Source organism: Stakelama sediminis (genome assembly GCF_014199335.1).
Lineage (GTDB): Bacteria > Pseudomonadota > Alphaproteobacteria > Sphingomonadales > Sphingomonadaceae > Sphingomonas > Sphingomonas sediminis.
This window is the reverse complement of the sequence record NZ_JACIJI010000001.1, coordinates 1,177,555-1,196,789: the sequence shown is the minus strand read 5'-3', so window position 1 is coordinate 1,196,789 and position 19,235 is coordinate 1,177,555. Positions and strand designations below refer to the sequence as shown.

The following is a 19,235-nucleotide window of genomic DNA, read 5'->3' as shown; positions in this document are numbered from 1 at the left end:
TCTGTCGGCGTGTTGCGGACAGGACGTGATATTGGTTTCATTTGCGAACCGGTTTGCCGGGTGCCCCTAGAGTTGGGTGCCGCAGCTTAATTTCAAGACCGTATCGTTCACAAATTCATTTGCTGCGCCTGCTAATGCTGCTTTGGGGCCGTAAAATGGCATTTTGGCGGATAGCGTTGCCGCAGTTGGGGCGAACGGTTGGCGCTGGTCGGAAGGCGTTGAAACCGCTAGATTGGCCGGATGCGTATATCGTTTCATGGCGCACGCGCCGCATTGATGCTTGTCACCGGCCTGGTGCTGGCGACCCCCGCTTTCCCGCAGGATAGTACGGCCCCCGCCGGCGATGCAGCGGCGACGATCACCCCCAATACCGCCCCTGATTCGCAAAAGCCCTGGCTGTTCAAGGGCAGCGATATTCCGCCTTATGCGGCATGGCATTTCGGGACGCTGCCCAATGGCGTGCGTTATGCGGTGCGTCGCAACGGCGTGCCGCCGGGGCAGGTGTCGATCCGGGTGCGGATCGGTGTCGGATCGCTGATGGAAAATCCGTCGCAACGTGGCTTTGCGCATCTGCTCGAACATCTGTCGTTCCGCGGATCGGCGGTGGCGGGCGATATGGAATCGAAACGCATCTGGCAGCGGTTGGGTGTGACGTTCGGTTCCGACAGCAACGCGGAAACGACCTTTACCCAGACGGTCTACAAGCTCGACCTGCCCAGTGCGACGACTGCCTCTCTGGATGAAAGCATGCACATCCTTGCCGGGATGATGGAACAGCCCGACCTTGATCAGAAGGCGCTCGATGCAGAACGCCCCGCGGTGCTGGCCGAACGGCGCGAACAACCCGGCCCGCAGGTGAAGATGGCGAATGCTACGCGCGAACTCTATTTCGCCGGACAGCCGCTCGCCGACCGCTCGCCGATCGGCGATGTCAAGGCGCTGGAGGCGGCGACGCCTGCCAGTGTCCGGGCATTCCACGATAAATGGTATCGCCCCGAACGCGCGGTGGTGGTGGTCGCGGGCGACCTCGACCCTGCTCTGTTAGAACAGGCGATTACCAAATATTTCGGGGCGTGGAAGGGGGACGGCGCTTCACCGCAGACCCCTGATTTCGGCCGACCGCAAAAGGATGAGCCGCGCGTCGCGACGATTGCCGAACCGGATTTCCCGCCGGTGGTCTCGATGGCCTATATCCGGCCGTGGACGGTGCGTAACGATACGATCCTGTTCAACCAGCGGCGGATGATCGACATGATCGCAATCCGGCTGGTCAATCGCAGGCTGGAGCGAAAGGCGCGTTCGGGCGGCAGCTTTTTGCAGGCGGGCGTCGACCTGGACGATGTATCGCGCTCGGCCAATGTTACCGGCATTTCAATCGTGCCCGCGGGCAAGGACTGGCAAGCGGCGCTGAAGGATGTGCGCGCGGTGATCGAGGACGCTAAAACTAGTCCGCCAAGCCAGGCCGAAATCGACCGTGAAGTGAGCGAAGTGCTGGCGGGCATGAAGAATTCGGTTGCGACTTCAACGGTGGAGCCCGGCTCGTCGCAGGCGGACATGATGGTGCAGGCGGTCGATATTCACGAAACCGTGGCCTCACCGCAGGTTTCCCTCGCCATTTTTCAGCAGGCGATCGCGAAGAAATTCTTCACTCCCGCCAATGTGCTCGCTGCCTCTAAAAAGGTGTTCGACGGGGTGGCATTGCGGGCTATCGTCAATACCCAGCACCCGGATGCCAAGGCGCCCGCACAGTTGCTCGCCGATCTGGACGCCAATGTGTCGGGGCTGGCGGGCAAGCGCACGGCGCTGGGTAAGGTCAGCTTCGACGACCTGCCGAAACTGGGACCGGCGGGCAAAGTCACCGGCCGTTCGGTCGTGCTGACCAACCCCGAAATCACGAAGGTGGCGTTTGCCAATGGCGTCAACCTGCTGATGTTCCCTAATGCCTCGGAAAAGGGGAAGGTCTATGTGCGGGTGCGCTTCGGCCACGGCTATAACGCCATTCCCGCCGATCATGTCACGCCGGCCTGGGCCGGATCGATCGCGCTGGTGCCGAGCGGTGTAGGCACGCTGAATCAGGAACAACTCGACCAGCTTACCGGCGACCGCCAGATCGGTATGGACTTCGGCATCGACGACGATGCTTTCGAACTGTCGGCTGCCACCACGGCAGGCGATCTGGACGATCAGCTACGCCTGCTCGCGACCAAACTGGCCGATCCGGGCTGGGACCCTAATCCGGTCAAGCGTGCCCGCGCGGTTGCACTGGCGGCTTATGATACGCTGTCCTCCTCGCCGCGCGGCGTGCTGACCCGCGATCTTGACGGGTTATTGCGCGACGGCGACCCCCGCTGGGCGACACCCAGCAAGGCTGAGGTGGAGAAACTGACCCCGCAAGGGTTCCGCGACTTCTGGGCGCCGATCCTCGCCAGCGGGCCGATCGAGGTGCAGGTGTTCGGCGACGCCACCGCCGATCAGATCGTGTCTGCCGTGGGAAAGTCCTTTGGTGCCTTGAAACCGCGTCCGGCCGAAAAGACGGTCGACGCACCGATCCGTTTTCCAACGCACGATACGACGCCGGTGGTGCTGCATCATAATGGTAAGCCGGATCAGGCCGCGGCGTTGATCGCCTGGCCCACCGGCGGCGGGGTGGCCGGTATTGCCCAGGGGCGCGGTCTCGACGTGCTGGCGGCGATCTTTCAGGACCGGCTGTTCGACCAGCTTCGGTCGCAGGCAGGTGCAAGCTATTCGCCCAGCGTCAGCAGCGATTGGCCGGAAGGGCTGCCGACCGGCGGCAAGATCATGGCGGTCGGCATGGTTGCCCCCGACAAGACCGATCTGTTCTTCCGCCTGTCGCGCAAGATCGCGGCGGACCTTGTCGCAACCCCGGTCAGCGATGACGAGCTGCGCCGCGCGGTGGCACCGATCGGCCAGTATCTGATGCGCGCATCGTCGGGCAATCCGTTTTGGATGGAGCAGAGCAAGGGCGGGTCGTTCGATCCTGCGCGGATAGCCGCCATCGATACCATGCCCGATGACTATATGAAGCTGACTCCGGCGGACGTTCAGGCGTTGGCGAAACGCTATCTGGTGCCGTCGAAGGACTGGACGATGGTCATATTGCCACAGAGTCAGGCGAAGGCCGGGAAATAGGGGAGGCTGTCCGCCAGCGCCGCCAATATGGGCTTGCCGCAATCCTGCTTTTCGGGATTGAGGTGGCGATTGCGCTGTTCGTGCATGACCGCTTTGTCCGGCCCTTTCTGGGCGATGTGCTGGCGGTGATGCTGGTTTATGCCGCTGCGCTGACGCTGTTACGACTGCGCCCGGTGATTACGGCGGGAGCCGCGTTCGCCTTTGCTTGTGCCATCGAGATCGGTCAGTATTTTGGGCTGGTCTATCGGCTGGGTCTGGGCGATGTCGCGATTGCGCGCATCGTGCTGGGCACCAGCTTCTCGCCCGGCGACTTTCCGGCCTATGGCGCGGGCGCGGTGCTGGCGCTGGCGGCGGACCGCTACCTGCCCCTGCGCGCGATCTAGCTCTTGTAGAGCGCGCCGAGCCGCTCGCCATAAACTTCGCGCAGCACATGGCGGCGGATTTTCAGCGACGGCGTCAACTGCTGGTTCTCGATGGTGAACGGTTCATCGGCGAGGATGAAGCGGCGCACCTTTTCCGTGACCGACAGGTCGCGATTGACCCGTTCCACCGCCGCACTCAGCGCCGCACGATAGGTGGGGTGTTCAGGCAGTTCTACGGGCGGCACGTCCGGTGCGTTGATCGCGCGCCATTCGGTGGTCCATTCAGGGTCGGGAACGAGGACGGCGACCATATAGGGTCGCTTGTCGCCCGCGATCATCGCCTGCATGATTTCGGGTTGCAGGGTCAACATTCCCTCCACCTTTTGCGGCGCGACATTATCGCCCTTGTCGTTGACGATAATGTCCTTCTTGCGATCGGTGATGCGGATGCGTCCGGCGGCGTCGATCTCCCCGATATCGCCGGTGTGCAGCCAGCCGTCTTTCAGCACGCGTGCGGTTTCGGGTTCGTTGCGCCAATAGCCGTGCATGACCAGTTCGCCGCGTACCAGGATTTCGCCGTCCCCGGCGATCCGCACCTCGGTATTGGCGAGCGGCGGGCCGACCGTGTCCATTTTCAATCCAGCGGATGGCCGGTTACAGGCGATGACGGGGGCGGCCTCGGTCTGACCATAACCCTGCAGGAATGTCAGCCCCAATGCCTGAAAGAAATTGCCTACTTCCGGATTGAGCGGTGCGCCGCCCGACACCATCGCCTTGATCCGCCCGCCGAAACGCTGATCGACCTTCTTGCGCAATGTAGCGTTGACCAGCGCCATCATCGGCCGGTCGGACAGCCGGACCTTCCCGTTACGGCTGCGCTGGGTGATCGTCACCGCCTTGTCGAGCAGCCAGGCCGGAACCTTACCCTGTTTTTCGATGCCTTTGCTGATGCGGGTGCGCAGCACCTCGAACAGGCGCGGCACCACCACCATAATGGTGGGGCGCACCTCCTCGATATTCGACGCCAGCTTGTCGAGGCCTTCGGAATAGTAAATCTGCGCACCCAGCGCGATCGGGAAATGCTGGCCACCGGTATGTTCATAGGCATGGCTGAGCGGCAGGAAGGACAGGAAAATCTCATCGTCCCAGCCGAAATCTTCGGCGATGATCGTCACGCAGCCCGCGCAATTATGCAGGATCGCGCCGTGATGTTGCATGACGCCGCGCGGTGCGCCGCCGGTGCCGCTGGTATAAATGATACACGCGGTATCGTCGCGACCGAAGGAGGCGGCCGCAGCCTCCATATCGGCCGGACTGGCCGGATGATCGGCGATCATTTGGTGCCAGTCATAGAGTTCATAGCCACCCGGCTGGCTGGCGCGGACATCGTCGATACCGATGACGATCTGCGGGATGCTGGCGCGTAAAATCGCGGGCAACAGGGTCTTTGCGAGTTTCGCGGTAGAGACGACCACCGCGCAGGCGCCGGAATTTTCAATGATATGCTGGTGGTCGCGCTCGGTATTGGTGATGTAGGTCGGCACCGTCACGCACCCTGCCGCCATGATCGCCAGGTCGCTGATGCACCATTCGGGACGGTTTTCGCTGACCAGCATCACCCGGTCGCCGGGTTTCAGCCCCTTTGCCTTCAGCGCGGTGGCAAGCGCTGCGACCTGACGCGCAGCATCGGCCCAGCTGAGCGGCCGCCATGCGCCGTCTTCCTTGTGCCATAGAAACGGCGCGTCGCCCTTTTCGCGGGCACGGACAAAGAACATTGAGACCAGATTGGGGAAATGTTCGAGCGTGCGCATCCTCATCCTCAAAGCTTTGCATGGATCGGGCATCTACGCGCCCGTCCGGTATATGGTTGCACTGCTGTGTCGCAGGCGCCGTAGCGTCAGCAGTAGGCGGAGCCGGAACAAACGGCAACGGTCGGGAGTGTGGGACTGAGTTCAGAGCTTTTTTCAGCTATACTGAATCGGCACCGGCCCGCTCCCCCTCCCGGCCACCCAACGGCAGTTTCATATGGGTGGCCGGGAGGGGGAGGGGGCCGGTGCCGTCACTGAAAGCCTAAACCCTGTACGATACGGCGGACAAGGCCGGGCCCCTGAAAGACCAGAGCGGAATAAAGCTGGATCAGGCTCGCACCCGCATCCAGCCGCCGCTGCGCCTCTTGAGGGCTGTCGATACCGCCGACCGAAATCAGGGGCAGCTGACCGCCGGTTTCGGCATGGGCTTCGGCCAGCTTGGTGCGGGCAAGATCGCGCAGGGGGGCACCCGACAGGCCTCCGGTTTGCGCGGCATGGCGTGACCGCAGCGTAGCGGGGCGGCTGATGGTGGTGTTGTTGACGATCAGCGCATCGACTTTGCCGTCGATGGCGGTGCGGACGATGGCGGCAATCTCGCTTCGGTCGAGATCGGGGGCGATCTTCAGGAACAGCGGGCAACGCCGATGCTCGACATGGCGTGCCGCGTTGCAGGCGGCGAGCAGTTCAGCGAGTGCTGCGGGATCCTGAAGGTCGCGCAACCCCGGCGTGTTGGGCGAACTGATATTGATCGTAACGTAATCGGCCAGTTCCGCCGCCTTGGTCACGCTGCCTGCATAATCGGCAATCCGGTCGGTCGAATCCTTGTTTGCGCCGACATTGATGCCCAGCACGCCCGCGCGCTTCGCCCTGCGAACCCGCGCCAATGCCGCGTCGATGCCGCCATTGTTGAAGCCCATGCGGTTGATGATCGCGGCGTCTTCGCTCAGCCGGAACAGACGCGGGCGCGAATTGCCCGGTTGCGGGCGCAGCGTCAGCGTGCCGACCTCCACCGCGCCGAAACCCAGCGCGAACAGCCCGTCGATTGCCTGTGCGTCCTTGTCGAGACCCGCCGCCAGCCCGACCGGATTGGGAAAGGTCAGCCCCGCGATTTCCACCGGATGGCGATGGACGATACCGCCGAGCGGGCCGCCGACGACTCCCCAGCTTTTCAACAATGTAATACCGCCGCTATGGGCAGTTTCAGGATCAAGCGCGAACAGCGCGCGATGAAGCGGCAAGGGCATGAAGGTGCAATGACAGGCAAAGGGTAGCAAGTCAAAACGTAAGTTAGTGACTCAAATGCGTCAGTAAAGTGTCGAATCCATCCAAGACTTTGTCGAAACGAATCGCTAGTAATTTCCATGCGACCCACGGCTCCGGAGAATCGGAGTCGAACTTACGGCCCGACCTTATGGTCGGGCCGCTTTTACTTTAACCATTTGGTCCCTATATTGTTGGCGTGCGGGTCTGGGGGCCGTCACCATGTTGGATAAACTGCAGCTCGAATATCATCTGCCGTCGGACGACCTCACAGGTCATGTCACCGTTTTTTACCATTTCAATGCCCAGCTTCCCCGGTTTGATGATACTGAAAGGGCCGACCATGCCCAGCTTCGTTTCAGACTGACTGCAGGCGGCGGAACCTACCGTTTTCCCGATGGTACGACGCAGGATGCCGGCGATATTCATATTATTGGACCGACCAGCGGTGCGGTTCAGGTCAGCGCTCCCGGCCCGGTCGAACTGATCGGCTGCGGTATCACGCCGGTCGGCTGGGCAGCGATGATTGGAAGTGATGCATCGGCCATGCTGAACCGTGTTCTGGATGGCGAGTCGCTTTTTGGTCCATTGGCGAGACAGACCCTGCAGGCGCTTAAATCGGTCGAAAGCTTTGGCGAAAAGGTAGTAATACTTGAAGATATGATTCGCCGGATAGAAGTTGCGAAGCCGCGCGATCTCGATTTTGCTCGCGTGGTCGATGACTGGCTCGCCGGAACGACGTCTCCGGAAATCGATGTTTTGGTAGAAGCTACCAGTCTGTCGCCGCGCCAGCTTGAACGGCGCTGCAAGGCGTTATACGGCCTGCCTCCAAAAATGCTGGCGCGTAAATACCGTGCCTTGCGGGCGGCAGTGGCTATGATGACGCATGGCGATACGCCGGGTGATGCCGTCGAGCGCGGATTTTACGATCAGTCGCACCTGATCCGTGAAGTGAAGCATTTCACCGGACTGACTCCGGGAAAAATCCGCGAATCGCCGGGCCTGCTCGCGCAACTGACGATTGCCGAGCGCTATGGTCTGGGCGGCAGCGTGCATCGCATCGTCAGCGATACCTGAATCGTGCCTTGACCTCGGCGGCGTGCGGGACCACATGGCAATCGGATTAAATTAGTCTGATTGGAACGGATTCGTGCGGCTGACCGCGCAGGCAGATTATGCAGTGGTGATGCTGACCGCCGCCGCGCGACATTGCGGGGCGACGGGACGGCTCAACGCGCGCCTGCTGGCCGATGAAACCGCGCTGCCCCTGCCGACGGTGCAAAAGCTCATCAGCCGCTTGTCGGCGGCCGGGCTGATCGAATCGGCACGCGGTACCGGCGGCGGCTTTCGACTGTCGCGCCCGCCCGCCGCAATCAGCCTTGCCGATATCGTCGAGGCGATCGAGGGGCCGATTGCGATGACCGCCTGTGTCGATGCCGAACGCCATGACTGCGCCGTGGAGGCGACGTGTCAGGTGAAGCCGCACTGGAATGCGGTCAACGGTGCGGTAAAGGGCGCGCTGGCCGGGGTCACGCTCGCCAGCCTGACAGCAACTATACAGGATGAAGGCCGTATTGCGGCGAAGGGTTAGATATGGCCACGAAGAATGCAGAGGCGCTTGCCGCCGCCAACAAGAAATATGAATGGGGCTTCTCTTCCGAGGTCGAGCAGGACTTTGCGCCCAAGGGCTTGAGCGAAGACACGGTTCGCTTCATCTCCGCTAAAAAGGGCGAGCCGGAATGGATGCTCGACTGGCGGCTGAAGGCGTTTCGCCTTTGGCAGACGATGGAAGCGCCCGACTGGGCAAAGCTCGATATCCCGCCGATCGATTATCAGGACGCCTATTATTACGCGGAGCCGAAGAAGAAGCCGGAGCTGAAAAGCCTCGACGAACTCGATCCCGAAATTCGCCGCACCTATGCAAAGCTGGGCATCCCGATCGAGGAGCAGAAGGTGCTTGCCGGCGTTGAAGGCGCGCGCAAGGTCGCGGTCGATGCGGTGTTCGACAGCGTTTCCGTCGCCACCACTTTCCGCAAGGAACTGGAAGAGGCGGGCGTCATCTTCCTGTCGATCAGCGAGGCGATCAAACAGCATCCCGATCTGGTGAAGAAATGGCTGGGCAAGGTGGTGCCCCAGCGCGACAATTATTTCGCGACGCTCAACTGTGCGGTCTTTTCCGACGGGACGTTCGTGTACGTGCCCAAGGGCGTGCGTTGCCCGATGGAGCTTTCCACCTATTTCCGCATCAATGCCGAAAATACCGGCCAGTTCGAACGTACGCTGATCGTCGCCGACGAAGGTGCGTATGTTTCTTACCTCGAAGGCTGCACCGCGCCGATGCGCGATGAGAACCAGCTTCATGCCGCAGTGGTCGAACTGGTCGCGCTCGACGATGCCGAGATCAAATATTCGACCGTCCAGAACTGGTATCCCGGTGATGAGAACGGCAAGGGCGGCATCTATAATTTCGTGACCAAGCGCGCGCTGTGTCAGGGCAGAAACAGCAAGGTCAGCTGGACACAGGTCGAAACCGGCAGCGCGATCACCTGGAAGTATCCGTCGTGTGTGCTGAACGGCGAAAACAGTGTCGGTGAATTTTATTCGGTCGCGGTCACGAACAATCGCCAACAGGCCGACACCGGCACCAAGATGATCCATAACGGCAAGAACAGCCGCTCGACGATCATTTCCAAGGGCATTTCGGCGGGGCGCAGCGACAATACCTATCGCGGGCTGGTTCGCGTCGGCCCGAATGCGGAGAATGTCCGCAACTTCACCCAGTGCGACAGCCTGTTGCTCGGTGACCGGTGCGGCGCGCATACCGTGCCCTATATCGAGGTGAAGAACCCGTCGGCGCAGATCGAGCATGAGGCGACGACCAGTAAGATCAGCGACGACCAGCTTTTCTACGCGATGCAGCGCGGTCTGGATCAGGAAGCGGCGGTGGCGCTGATCGTCAACGGCTTTGCCAAGGAAGTGCTGAAAGAACTGCCGATGGAATTCGCGGTCGAAGCGCAGAAGCTGCTCGCTATCTCGCTAGAGGGGAGCGTGGGGTGATGCTGCTTGCTGCCCTTCTGCTTGTATCGCAGGCTGCGCCGGTTGCCGCACCTGTTTCGGCTGATCCCGGCGATCTGGTCGTTATGGGTGAAAAGCTGCGGCGGCTGCGGATGAATATCGCGATGGACGGGCCACGCACGATGAAGAGCTGCGCCGTCACGATGTCGAGTGGCGATCCGGCGATCGACAAACAGGCGTGCAGCAGCGCAAGCTATTGCGCGAGCGAGGGGCGCGACCATGACGAGACGATGGCCGATTGCATCGACAATGCGTTGAAGGATTTCGTGCGCCAGCAGAATGATCCCGATATGCCGCCGACGCAGGGAGGCGCGACGCGGTGACGCCGGCGGTGCTCCCCTTGCTGCTGATGGCGCAGGCGGCTCCCGCCGCGACCCCGGTGCCTGTGCAGGAGCCGACCGCGGCGGATGCGGCGCAGGCCGACGATATCGTCGTGCGTGCAAAGGTGGGGCATGTCGTGCTGGTGTTCGACAAGGGCGATGACGGCAGGCTGCATAATTGCCGGGTGTTCCGCTCCAGCGGCGTCGACAAGATCGATGCCAAAGCATGCCGCGATCTGCCCGATTGCGTGACCAGCGAAAAAGGCAGGCAGTTTTGCGGGGATGCGGTGCCGGAAAAGCCGGTGCTGGCGTCGATTTCCGCACCCAGGCCCGAAAAACCCGACCTGTCGATTGGCAAGCTGATCAAGCCTGAAAAACCGAAAACGCCTGCTGTCGGTCCGGTCGGGCAGGTGGCGGTGAATGACGGATCGGACGCACCGCTCGTCAAGCTGCCGCCCTTGCCCAAGGATACGACGCATTCCGCGCCGATCGTCCTTACCGGCGCGGCGCAGAACCAGTCGGACTCCGATACCGATAACGTGCTGCACCGAAATGACGGACCTGATTTTTAAGACCATCGGCCACGCCTTCAAGCGCATGGCCCAGCCAGAAAAAGAAATGGTACTAAATTGATGCTGAAGATTGAAAACCTCCACGCCGAAATCGACGGCAAGGAAATCCTTAAAGGCCTGAGCCTGGAAGTGAACGCAGGTGAGGTCCATGCGATCATGGGACCGAATGGCGCGGGTAAATCGACGCTTGGCTATGTGCTGGGCGGGCGTCCCGGCTATGAAGTGACGGCGGGCAGCGTGACCTTTGCGGGCAAAGACCTGCTCGACATGGAAGCGGACGAACGTGCCGCCGCCGGATTGTTCCTCGGCTTTCAGTACCCGGTCGAAATTCCCGGCATTTCCAACGTGCAGTTTCTGCGCGAGGCGCTGAACGCGCAGCGCAAGGCGCGGGGCGAAGGGCCGGTTTCGGGGGCGGATTTCCTGAAACTCGCGCGTAGTCAGGCCGATCTGCTCGGCATGAATCAGGAGATGCTGAAACGCCCGGTCAATGTCGGCTTTTCGGGCGGTGAGAAGAAGCGCAACGAAATGGTGCAGATGGGCATTCTCGGCCCCAAATTCGCGATCCTCGACGAAACCGATTCCGGCCTCGACATCGACGCGCTGAAGGCGGTGGGGGAAGGGATCAACCGCATCATGCGCGCGCCCGACAAGGCGGTGTTGCTGATCACCCATTATCAGCGCCTGCTCGACTATGTGCAGCCGGACAAGGTGCATGTGCTGGCCGACGGCAGGATCGTGAAGTCGGGCGGGCCCGAACTGGCGGTCGACCTCGAACGCGAAGGCTATGCCGAGGTGGCGGCGTGAGCGAAGTGCTCGACCTTCCCACGACCCGGCAGGAGGGGTGGCGCTGGGCCGATATGGCCACGCTGGAGGCGGCGGCGACATCTGCACCGGCGAGCCCGGCTATCGATCCCAAAACGCTGTTTCTCGATACGCTCGACGGCCCGCGCCTGACCTTTATCGACGGCATATTCGAACCCGCGCACAGCCGCCCCGGCCCTGTTCAGGTGACCGCCATCGGCGAAGCGACGGAGCATCCGCTGGGCAGGCGCGCGGCGGGCGAAGGCTGGCTGCTGTCGCTCGATAAGGGCGCGGCGGTGCCCGGTATCCAGATCGTGCATGTCGGTTCGGGCGGCGAAAACCACGTTCCCGCACGTATCGAACTGGGCGAGGATGCAACCGCAAGCGTCACCGAAACCTTCGCCGGGTCCGGCTGGGCCAATCGCCTGACCCAGATCGTGCTGGCGCGCGGGAGCAGATTGATGCGCTCGGTCCGGTTGCTGCAGACCGACGGCTTCGTCTCGATCCGCGACGAAGCGACGGTGGCGCAGGCGGCAAGCCTTGTATCGGTGTTTCTCGGCGCGGGCGGGATGGGCAGCCGTATCGACGGCGAAATCCGGCTGGCGGGTGAGGGCGCCTATGGCGAGATGGGCGGCGCGCTGCTGACACGCGGCAGTCAGAAACAGGAAGCGGCGGTGGTGCTGCGCCATGCCGAACCCGACGGCACCAGCCGCCAGGTCTGGCGCGCGGTTGCCGCGGATATGTCGACGGCTAGCCTTGCCGCACGTGCCGAAGTCGCCCGCGATGCGCAGCGCACCGATGGCGAACAGTCGCTGCGCGGCCTGTTGCTCAACCGCAGCGCGACGGTGAATCTCAAGCCTGAACTGGAAATCTTCGCCGATGACGTGAAGTGCGCGCATGGCGCGACGGTGGGCGAACTCGATGAGCGCGCGCTCTTTTACCTGCAAAGCCGCGGACTGCCACCAGCGCGTGCGCGTGCGCTGCTCACCCATGCCTTTGTCGGTGACGCGCTCGATCGGATCGGGGAAGAGGCGGTGCGCGAAGCGTTTGCCGCCGACGCCGATACCTGGCTGGAGGAGGCGTTATGACCGTCGCAACCGATACCCGCGCACTCGACGTGCTGGCCGACTTTCCCGCGATTCCCGAAGGCTGGGCCTATCTCGACACCGCGGCGACGGCGCAGAAGCCGAAGCCGGTGCTCGATGTGATCGCCCGTGCCTATGGCGAAACCTATGCCACCGTGCATCGTGGTGTGTATCAGCGCTCGGCCGACATGACGCTGGCCTATGAAGCCGCGCGTCGGCGGGTGGCCGACTTTATCGGCGCCGCATCGCCCGACGAATGCGTATTCGTGCGCGGCGCGACCGAGGGGATCAATCTGGTCGCGCAATGCTGGGCGGGGACGCAGCTTCGCGCAGGCGACCGCATCCTGCTCTCCGCGCTCGAACATCATTCCAACATCGTGCCCTGGCAGATGGTGGCCGAACGCATCGGCGCGCATATCGACGTCGTGCCGCTGACCGACGATCAGTGCATCGATCTCGATGCGATGGCAGCGATGCTGACGGATCAGCACAAGCTGGTGGCGCTTGCCCATGTTTCCAACGTGCTGGGATCGGTGCTGGACGTAAAGCGCGCGGCGCAACTGGCGCACGGCGTCGGTGCGAAAATCCTGATCGACGGCTGTCAGGCGGTGCCGCGTATGGCGGTCGATGTGCGCGATCTCGATTGCGACTTTTACGTTTTTTCGGGGCATAAGCTTTACGGTCCCACCGGCATCGGCGTGCTGTGGGCGCGTGGCGACCTGCTCGACGCGATGCCGCCCTATCAGGGGGGCGGGTCGATGATCGACCGGGTGACGTTCGAAAAGACGAGCTATGCCCCCCCGCCGGGACGGTTCGAGGCGGGAACGCCGCATATCGTCGGTGCGCTGGGGCTTCATGCTGCGATCGATTATGTCGCCGAAATCGGCCTCGACCGCATCCATGCGCATGAAACGGCGCTGGTCGCACAGGCGCGCGAGGCACTGTCGCAGATCAACAGCGTGCGGCTGTACGGACCGGAAGATTCGGCCGGGATCGTCAGTTTTTCGATACAGGGGGTGCATCCCCACGATATCGGCACCATCTTGGATGAAGAGCAGGTCGCGATCCGCGCTGGCCATCATTGCGCTCAGCCGTTGATGGACCTGCTGGACATTCCGGCCACCGCGCGCGCGAGCTTCGGCGTCTATAACAACGCCGCCGATGTCGCCGCGCTGGTCCGGGGAATTGAACGGGTAACGAGGATCTTCGGATGAACGAAGAACGCAATACGATCAGGGTCGAAGAAGTGGACGCGGTGGACAGCCCGCCCAGGGCACGCGTCGAGGACGCGGGACCGCGCGAAACGTTCGAGCGCAAACGCGACTATCTGGAGGGTTTTCTTCAGCAGAAACCGGCGGCGCAGGCCGCGGGTGCTCCGGGCGGAGAACTGTATGAGGCGGTCGTCGATGCGCTGAAGGAAATTTACGACCCCGAAATTCCGGTCAATATCTATGATCTCGGCCTGATCTACGGCGTCGATGTTACGGAAGACGCGCATGTCGCGGTGACGATGACGCTGACGACCCCGCATTGCCCGGTGGCGGAATCGATGCCGGGTGAGGTCGAACTGCGTGTCGGATCGGTGCCGGGCGTCGGCGCGGCGGAGGTCAACCTCGTCTGGGACCCGCCCTGGGACCCGCAGAAAATGTCCGACGAGGCGAAGCTCGAACTGGGAATGCTATAGGCGGTTTCGGCCAAAATATTACTTTGGCCGAGGAAGGAAGACGATCATGGAGACGAAAACTCGCGAACGCCCTGCTGCGGTCAGGCTGACCGAGCGTGCCGAGGCGCGTATCGCAGCGCTGATGGCAAAGGCGCCTGAAGGTGCGATCGGCGTGAAGCTGTCGACGCCGCGCCGCGGTTGTTCCGGCCTTGCCTATTCGGTCGATTATGTGACTGAAGCGAACCCGATGGACGAACGGATCGAAACGCCCGGCGGCATTTTTTTCGTCGATGGCGCCTCGGTGCTCTATCTGATCGGTTCGACGATGGACTGGCGCGAGGACGATTTCACCGCCGGCTTCGTGTTCGAAAACCCCAATGCGACGGGCGCCTGCGGGTGCGGGGAGAGTTTCACCGTCTGATCCACGCGGGGGCGGACCCCGTGTAACAAACACTCCATCTTACTGTCATCGGTCTGTCACACCCGGGCAATGGGCGAGTCATGCGTACTCCCTAGGGGCGGTTGCTGAACGGGGCGAGGGGGCACACCGACTCGCGGCCGCTTCACCGTATCGACGGTCCGGGTCGACGGACCATCCGAGAGATGGAGACTGAACAGCATGCTTAATCGTACTCTGCGCCGCCTGTTGGTGGCGGGTGCTTCACTGGCCGCGCTCAGCGCGTGTAACGGTGCCAACGACGTTGCCTCGCCGGGCAATGGCGGGAACATCACGATCAACAATCCGGCACCCTCGCCGTCCCCCAGCCCAAGCCCGACCCCCACGCCAACGGCGCAAATCACCCCTGCTTCGGGCTGTCCGACGATTGCCGATCCGCAGGGCCTGACCGACAATGGTACGATCACCAACCCGACCACGGGCACCTATCGCGTCTGCGCTCTGCCGACACAGATCAACGCCAGCATCAACCTGCCCTATATTCAGGGTGTGGTGTATGAACTGCCCGGTCGCGTCGATGTCGGAACCGACGGCGGTCCGACCGCATCGAACGCCGATACCGATGTTACGCTCAGCATCGAACCCGGCGTCGTGATTTACGGCGGCACCGGCGTTTCCTGGCTGGCGGTCAATCGCGGCAACAAGATCAATGCTGTCGGCACCGCCGACAAGCCGATCGTTTTCACCAGCCGCGACAATATCCTTGGTCTTAACACCGACAGTTCGTCGGGCCAGTGGGGCGGCGTCGTGCTGATGGGCCGTGCGCAGGTCACCGACTGTCAGGATCCGGCCGCAACGCCTGGCACCACGGCTTGCGAACGGCAGACCGAAGGCGCGGTTGATCCGGCGCTGTATGGCGGCAACACCAATGACGATGACAGTGGCGTGATGGACTATGTCCAGATCCGCTATTCGGGGTATGTGCTGTCGGCCGATAGCGAGCTTCAGTCGCTGACCCCGGAAGGCGTCGGTTCGAAGACCAGGATCGGTCATTTCATGTCGTTCAACAGCTCTGACGACGCCATTGAGATGTTCGGCGGTCATCCGCGCGTCAAGCACATGGTTTCGGTCGGTGCCGAAGACGACAATCTCGACAGCGACACCGGTACCAAGGCGCATCTGCAATATGTGCTGGTCGTTCAGCGTCAGGGCATCGGCGATGCGATGATCGAGGCGGATACCGATAACTCCTCCGACGGCGACACGCCGCGTCAGAATACGAAGCTCGCCAACTTCACCTTTATCGACCGTTCGCCGAACAATTCGGATCAGGCGTCGATCCTGCTGCGCGGCGGCACCGACTACACGATGGTCAACGGCGTATTGTCGAGTGCCGACAATCCCTGTCTGCGCATCAGCCGCACGCAAACCGCATCGACCACGGCCAATGCAGCGATCGACGAAGCCGGTGCGCCGGTCTTCCGGTCAGTGGTGATGACCTGCGGCACGCCGAAATATATCGGCAGCAACGGCGTAACGGCGGCTGAGGTCGAAGCGATCTTCGGTTCGGGCAAGAACAACAACGATGATTCGTTCACGCTCAGCCTGACCAACCTTTTCGTCAACGGCGCCAACGAAAACGCGGTGACACCGTTCGATGCGGCGACCCTGAACGATACCGGCGACACCTTCTTCGAAACCACCGATCATATCGGTGCGGTGAAGGACGCCAACGACACCTGGTATCAGGGCTGGACCTGCTCCAGCGCGACCGTCGACTTCGGCGGTGGCGAAAGCGCGTGCAGCTCGCTGCCGGTTTACGACAGCTAAGGTCACACGATCCGATACGGGGGCGGGGCATGTCACGGCATGGCCCCGCCCTCACTTCAGGCCGATTTCCCAGGGGGTCCGTACCAATGAAAACCATGCCGGCGTTTGTCCGCCTGCTGCTCGCCAGTTCGGCACTGATCGTGCCGGGCGCCGCTTCGGCGCAAACCGGCGACACCGCCCAGACAGGGGGCGCCGTCGTTCCCGGCACCGCCCCTGACGCCACGGCGGATCAGCCGCAGACCGATATCTCCATTCCCGGTGCCGACATTGTCGTGACCGGCCGCCGCAACGCCAATATCGAACGCGACACCGATCAGGTGGTGTCGGTCCTGTCGACCGAAGATATCGCGCGCACGGGTGAAGGCGACATTGCCGGATCGCTGTCGCACGTTTCGGGCCTCAGCGTCGTCGGCAACGGCTATGTCTATGTGCGCGGCCTTGGCGACCGCTATTCGCTGTCGCTGCTCAACGGCCTGCCGCTTCCCAGCCCGGAGCCGCTCAAGCGCGTCGTGCCGCTCGACATCTTTCCGACCAGCGTCATTTCCTCGGCACTGGTGCAGAAAAGCTATTCGCCGAATTTCCCCGGTGAGTTCGGCGGCGGCGTCATCAATCTGACGACCATCGCGGCCCCGGAAAAGAGTTTCCTTTCGATCGACGGCGGCGTCGGCGTGAACAGCGTGACCACCGGGCAGCTCGGCTATACCTATTTCGGCAGCCCCTCCGACTGGACCGGGTTCGATAACGGGCAGCGCGATACACCGCCCGCGCTTCAGGCGTTTCTGAACAGCGGCGATCAGATCGGTTCCTACGCCGATGAACAGGATGTCGCCAAACAACTGGTGCTGCCGCGCATGGCGGTCGTGCAGCGCAACACCGATATCCCGGTCGACTGGAGCGGCAACATCACCGGTGGCACGTCGTTCGACCTTGGCGGTTCGCGCCTCGGCATCATCGCATCGGCGGGTTACAGCAATGAATGGCGCACCCGCGACACGCTCAATCAGACGGCGGATTCCGCCGACCTGTCTACGCTGCGTACCAATTACGAGCGCGTCATCACCGATAACCACGTCGTTGTGAACGGCCTGTTCGGCATGGGGCTGGAGTTCGGCCGCAACAAGATCCGCTGGACCAACCTCTATATTCGCGACACGCTGAAGGATACACGGCTGGCGCAGGGCGACAACAGCTACAATAATTATCACAGCATCATTCAGGACACCGCCTGGTACGAACGCCAGTTGATCGATACGCAGCTTGTCGGCGAGTTCAAATTCGATCCCGTCGATGTCGATATCCGCTTCGGTTATGCCAATTCGAAGCGACGCTCACCCTATGAAACCAGCTTCACCTATACCCGCGTCGATGCGCCGCTGAGCGAGCCGGACAAACAGTCCTGCTACACCGATTATCAGGATGGATGCGGATATGTCGGGTTATATGCCAACGTCCTTGATAACCAGTCTGGTTCGGCATCGGTGGCCTTTTCGCGACTGAATGAAAATCTCTGGTTTGGTGGCGTCGATTTCACGGTCGATGCCGGGCCCGACCTGAAATTCGTAAGCGGCGTTTCCTATACCGATACCCGACGTACTTCGACGCGCCGCGATTTCGGCTTCACGCTGCAGAACCGCACCGCGGACGGGTTCGGCTTCAACATCGCCAATCCCGGTCCGGTCTCGCTGTTCCGGCCCGACTATCTGCTCGAGCCGACGGTCATCGAATATTATGACGTCCGTCTGGTGGAGCGCGATCCGGGTTCCGCCGGATTCGGGGCGAGCCTGACCAACATGGCGGCGTATCTTCAGGGCAAATGGGACGTCAGCGATACGGTCCATGTCGATCTGGGCGTGCGCTATGAAACCGCCAAGCAGACCACGGCGCCGCTCGACGTGTTCACCGTTCCCATCGCCTCGACGCAGGGGAACAAGATCGACCGCGACTACTGGTTGCCCGCCGCAACCGTCACCTGGTCCTTTGCGCCCGATATGCAGTTTCGCCTGAGCGGATCGAAGACGATCGCGCGTCCGCAGTTCCGCGAGTTGCTGTATCAGCGCTATTACGATCCGGCGACCAATCGTACCTATACCGGCAACCCCTATCTGACCGACAGCCAGCTTTATAACGCCGAGGCGCGGTACGAATGGTATTTTGCCAGCGGTCAGCACATCTCGCTTGCCGGTTTCTACAAGCGGCTAGAGCATCCGATCGAGCAATATCTCTACACCGACGGCAACAGCTATTTCTCTAGCTTTGCCAACGCGCCCAAGGCCGATCTGTACGGTGCGGAGATCGACGTCACCAAATATTTCGACCTGTCCGCACTGAGCGATACCGGCTTTTTCGCGGCGCGGCGTATTCGCCTCAATGCCAATTATACCTACACCCATTCGCGGGTGAAGGTGACCGCCGGCGACATGACCTATAACAATACGGGCGCGTATATTCCGTCGACCAACCTGTTCCGCGACGATCGTCCGCTGACCGGGCAGTCCGACCATGTCGCCAATCTGGAATTCGGCATGGAATCGCGCGACGGGCTGTCGCAGCAAAGCTTTATCCTGAACTATGCCAGCAAGCGGCTGACTGCGCGCGGTCCGCTGCCGCAGCCGGATATTTTCGAATATCCCGGCTTTACGCTCGACTTCGTGGCGCGGCAGGGCATTCGCATCGCCGGGATCGAGCTGAAGGCAAAGGTCGCGGTGCGCAACATCACCGGCAATATCTATAAGGAATATCAGCAAAGCGACGACAACCGCGTTTACTGGAACCGCTATCGTCAGGGTACGAGCGCGAAGTTCACGCTCGGCCTGGATTTCTGATCGGAAGAGGGGGCTAACTGAAGGGGGTAATCCCCCTGATCGGGGGCGGGGCTAATGTGCCCCGCCCCGTTTGTCATCTATGCTTCATAG

16 protein-coding genes are annotated in these 19,235 nt (G+C 61.9%); 14 read left to right on the top strand and 2 right to left on the bottom strand.

Annotation, left to right across the window (positions count from 1 at the left end; all coding sequences use genetic code 11):
• Positions 1-240: 240 nt before the first annotated feature.
• A complete protein-coding gene (locus tag FHR23_RS06090; protein ID WP_184001964.1) occupies positions 241-3,150 on the top strand; it encodes a M16 family metallopeptidase in 2,910 nt (969 codons plus the stop codon).
• Between the two features lie 80 nt (positions 3,151-3,230).
• Positions 3,231-3,533: a DUF2809 domain-containing protein gene (locus FHR23_RS06085; protein WP_221227354.1), complete on the top strand. Its 303-nt coding sequence runs from the start codon at positions 3,231-3,233 to the stop codon at positions 3,531-3,533.
• On the opposite strand, the gene FHR23_RS06080 is transcribed toward FHR23_RS06085, so the two are convergent.
• Both FHR23_RS06080 and FHR23_RS06075 read right to left on the bottom strand, forming a co-directional pair.
• Entirely contained in the window at positions 3,530-5,323 is a 1,794-nt protein-coding gene (locus tag FHR23_RS06080) for an AMP-dependent synthetase/ligase (protein ID WP_184001963.1), read from the bottom strand. The two genes, FHR23_RS06085 and FHR23_RS06080, sit on opposite strands and share 4 nt — an antisense overlap.
• A gap of 248 nt (positions 5,324-5,571) precedes the next feature.
• The gene (locus FHR23_RS06075; protein WP_184001962.1) at positions 5,572-6,564 is read right to left on the bottom strand and encodes a quinone-dependent dihydroorotate dehydrogenase; all 993 of its coding nucleotides are present in this window, start codon (positions 6,562-6,564) and stop codon (positions 5,572-5,574) included.
• 238 nt (positions 6,565-6,802) lie between these two features.
• Between FHR23_RS06075 and FHR23_RS06070 the strand changes: the two genes are divergently transcribed.
• From FHR23_RS06070 to FHR23_RS06015, 12 genes are all read left to right on the top strand, one after another.
• Entirely contained in the window at positions 6,803-7,657 is an 855-nt protein-coding gene (locus tag FHR23_RS06070; RefSeq protein ID WP_246359692.1) for an AraC family transcriptional regulator, read from the top strand.
• Positions 7,658-7,730: 73 nt separating this feature from the next.
• The gene (locus FHR23_RS06065) at positions 7,731-8,171 is read left to right on the top strand and encodes an SUF system Fe-S cluster assembly regulator (RefSeq protein WP_184001961.1); all 441 of its coding nucleotides are present in this window, start codon (positions 7,731-7,733) and stop codon (positions 8,169-8,171) included.
• A 2-nt stretch (positions 8,172-8,173) separates the two neighbouring features.
• Positions 8,174-9,637, top strand: coding sequence for a Fe-S cluster assembly protein SufB (gene sufB, locus FHR23_RS06060; RefSeq protein WP_184001960.1), 1,464 nt, complete (start codon positions 8,174-8,176; stop codon positions 9,635-9,637).
• Positions 9,634-9,978, top strand: coding sequence for a hypothetical protein (locus FHR23_RS06055; RefSeq protein WP_184001959.1), 345 nt, complete (start codon positions 9,634-9,636; stop codon positions 9,976-9,978). Before sufB ends, FHR23_RS06055 begins: the two co-directional genes overlap by 4 nt.
• A complete protein-coding gene (locus tag FHR23_RS06050) occupies positions 9,975-10,547 on the top strand; it encodes a hypothetical protein (RefSeq protein ID WP_184001958.1) in 573 nt (190 codons plus the stop codon). The genes FHR23_RS06055 and FHR23_RS06050 overlap by 4 nt, the downstream gene beginning before the upstream one ends.
• A 60-nt stretch (positions 10,548-10,607) precedes the next feature.
• Positions 10,608-11,351, top strand: coding sequence for a Fe-S cluster assembly ATPase SufC (sufC, locus tag FHR23_RS06045; RefSeq protein WP_184001957.1), 744 nt, complete (start codon positions 10,608-10,610; stop codon positions 11,349-11,351).
• On the top strand, positions 11,348-12,436 hold the full coding sequence (locus FHR23_RS06040) for a SufB/SufD family protein (protein WP_343043021.1): 1,089 nt from the start codon (positions 11,348-11,350) through the stop codon (positions 12,434-12,436). The genes sufC and FHR23_RS06040 overlap by 4 nt, the downstream gene beginning before the upstream one ends.
• Positions 12,433-13,647: a cysteine desulfurase gene (locus FHR23_RS06035; RefSeq protein ID WP_184001956.1), complete on the top strand. Its 1,215-nt coding sequence runs from the start codon at positions 12,433-12,435 to the stop codon at positions 13,645-13,647. Before FHR23_RS06040 ends, FHR23_RS06035 begins: the two co-directional genes overlap by 4 nt.
• A complete protein-coding gene (locus tag FHR23_RS06030) occupies positions 13,644-14,117 on the top strand; it encodes an SUF system Fe-S cluster assembly protein (protein ID WP_184001955.1) in 474 nt (157 codons plus the stop codon). The genes FHR23_RS06035 and FHR23_RS06030 overlap by 4 nt, the downstream gene beginning before the upstream one ends.
• Positions 14,118-14,163: 46 nt before the next feature.
• Entirely contained in the window at positions 14,164-14,517 is a 354-nt protein-coding gene (locus FHR23_RS06025) for a HesB/IscA family protein (protein ID WP_184001954.1), read from the top strand.
• Positions 14,518-14,715: 198 nt separating this feature from the next.
• Positions 14,716-16,323, top strand: a complete 1,608-nt coding sequence (locus tag FHR23_RS06020) for a hypothetical protein (protein ID WP_184001953.1) — start codon at positions 14,716-14,718, stop codon at positions 16,321-16,323.
• 86 nt (positions 16,324-16,409) lie between these two features.
• Positions 16,410-19,145 carry a TonB-dependent receptor domain-containing protein gene (locus FHR23_RS06015; protein ID WP_184001952.1) on the top strand — a complete coding sequence of 912 codons (2,736 nt, stop codon included), beginning with the start codon at positions 16,410-16,412 and terminating at the stop codon, positions 19,143-19,145.
• Positions 19,146-19,235: the final 90 nt, after the last annotated feature.

What these genes read in the sequence shown, in the direction of transcription:
- FHR23_RS06090 (WP_184001964.1), top strand. Translation starts at nt 241, where the DNA reads ATGCGTATATCGTTTCATGGCGCACGCGCCGCATTGATGCTTGTCACC.
- FHR23_RS06080 (WP_184001963.1), bottom strand. Translation starts at nt 5,323, where the DNA reads ATGCGCACGCTCGAACATTTCCCCAATCTGGTCTCAATGTTCTTTGTC.
- FHR23_RS06075 (WP_184001962.1), bottom strand. Translation starts at nt 6,564, where the DNA reads ATGCCCTTGCCGCTTCATCGCGCGCTGTTCGCGCTTGATCCTGAAACT.
- FHR23_RS06070 (WP_246359692.1), top strand. Translation starts at nt 6,803, where the DNA reads ATGTTGGATAAACTGCAGCTCGAATATCATCTGCCGTCGGACGACCTC.
- sufB (WP_184001960.1), top strand. Translation starts at nt 8,174, where the DNA reads ATGGCCACGAAGAATGCAGAGGCGCTTGCCGCCGCCAACAAGAAATAT.
- sufC (WP_184001957.1), top strand. Translation starts at nt 10,608, where the DNA reads ATGCTGAAGATTGAAAACCTCCACGCCGAAATCGACGGCAAGGAAATC.
- FHR23_RS06035 (WP_184001956.1), top strand. Translation starts at nt 12,433, where the DNA reads ATGACCGTCGCAACCGATACCCGCGCACTCGACGTGCTGGCCGACTTT.
- FHR23_RS06030 (WP_184001955.1), top strand. Translation starts at nt 13,644, where the DNA reads ATGAACGAAGAACGCAATACGATCAGGGTCGAAGAAGTGGACGCGGTG.
- FHR23_RS06025 (WP_184001954.1), top strand. Translation starts at nt 14,164, where the DNA reads ATGGAGACGAAAACTCGCGAACGCCCTGCTGCGGTCAGGCTGACCGAG.
- FHR23_RS06020 (WP_184001953.1), top strand. Translation starts at nt 14,716, where the DNA reads ATGCTTAATCGTACTCTGCGCCGCCTGTTGGTGGCGGGTGCTTCACTG.
- FHR23_RS06015 (WP_184001952.1), top strand. Translation starts at nt 16,410, where the DNA reads ATGAAAACCATGCCGGCGTTTGTCCGCCTGCTGCTCGCCAGTTCGGCA.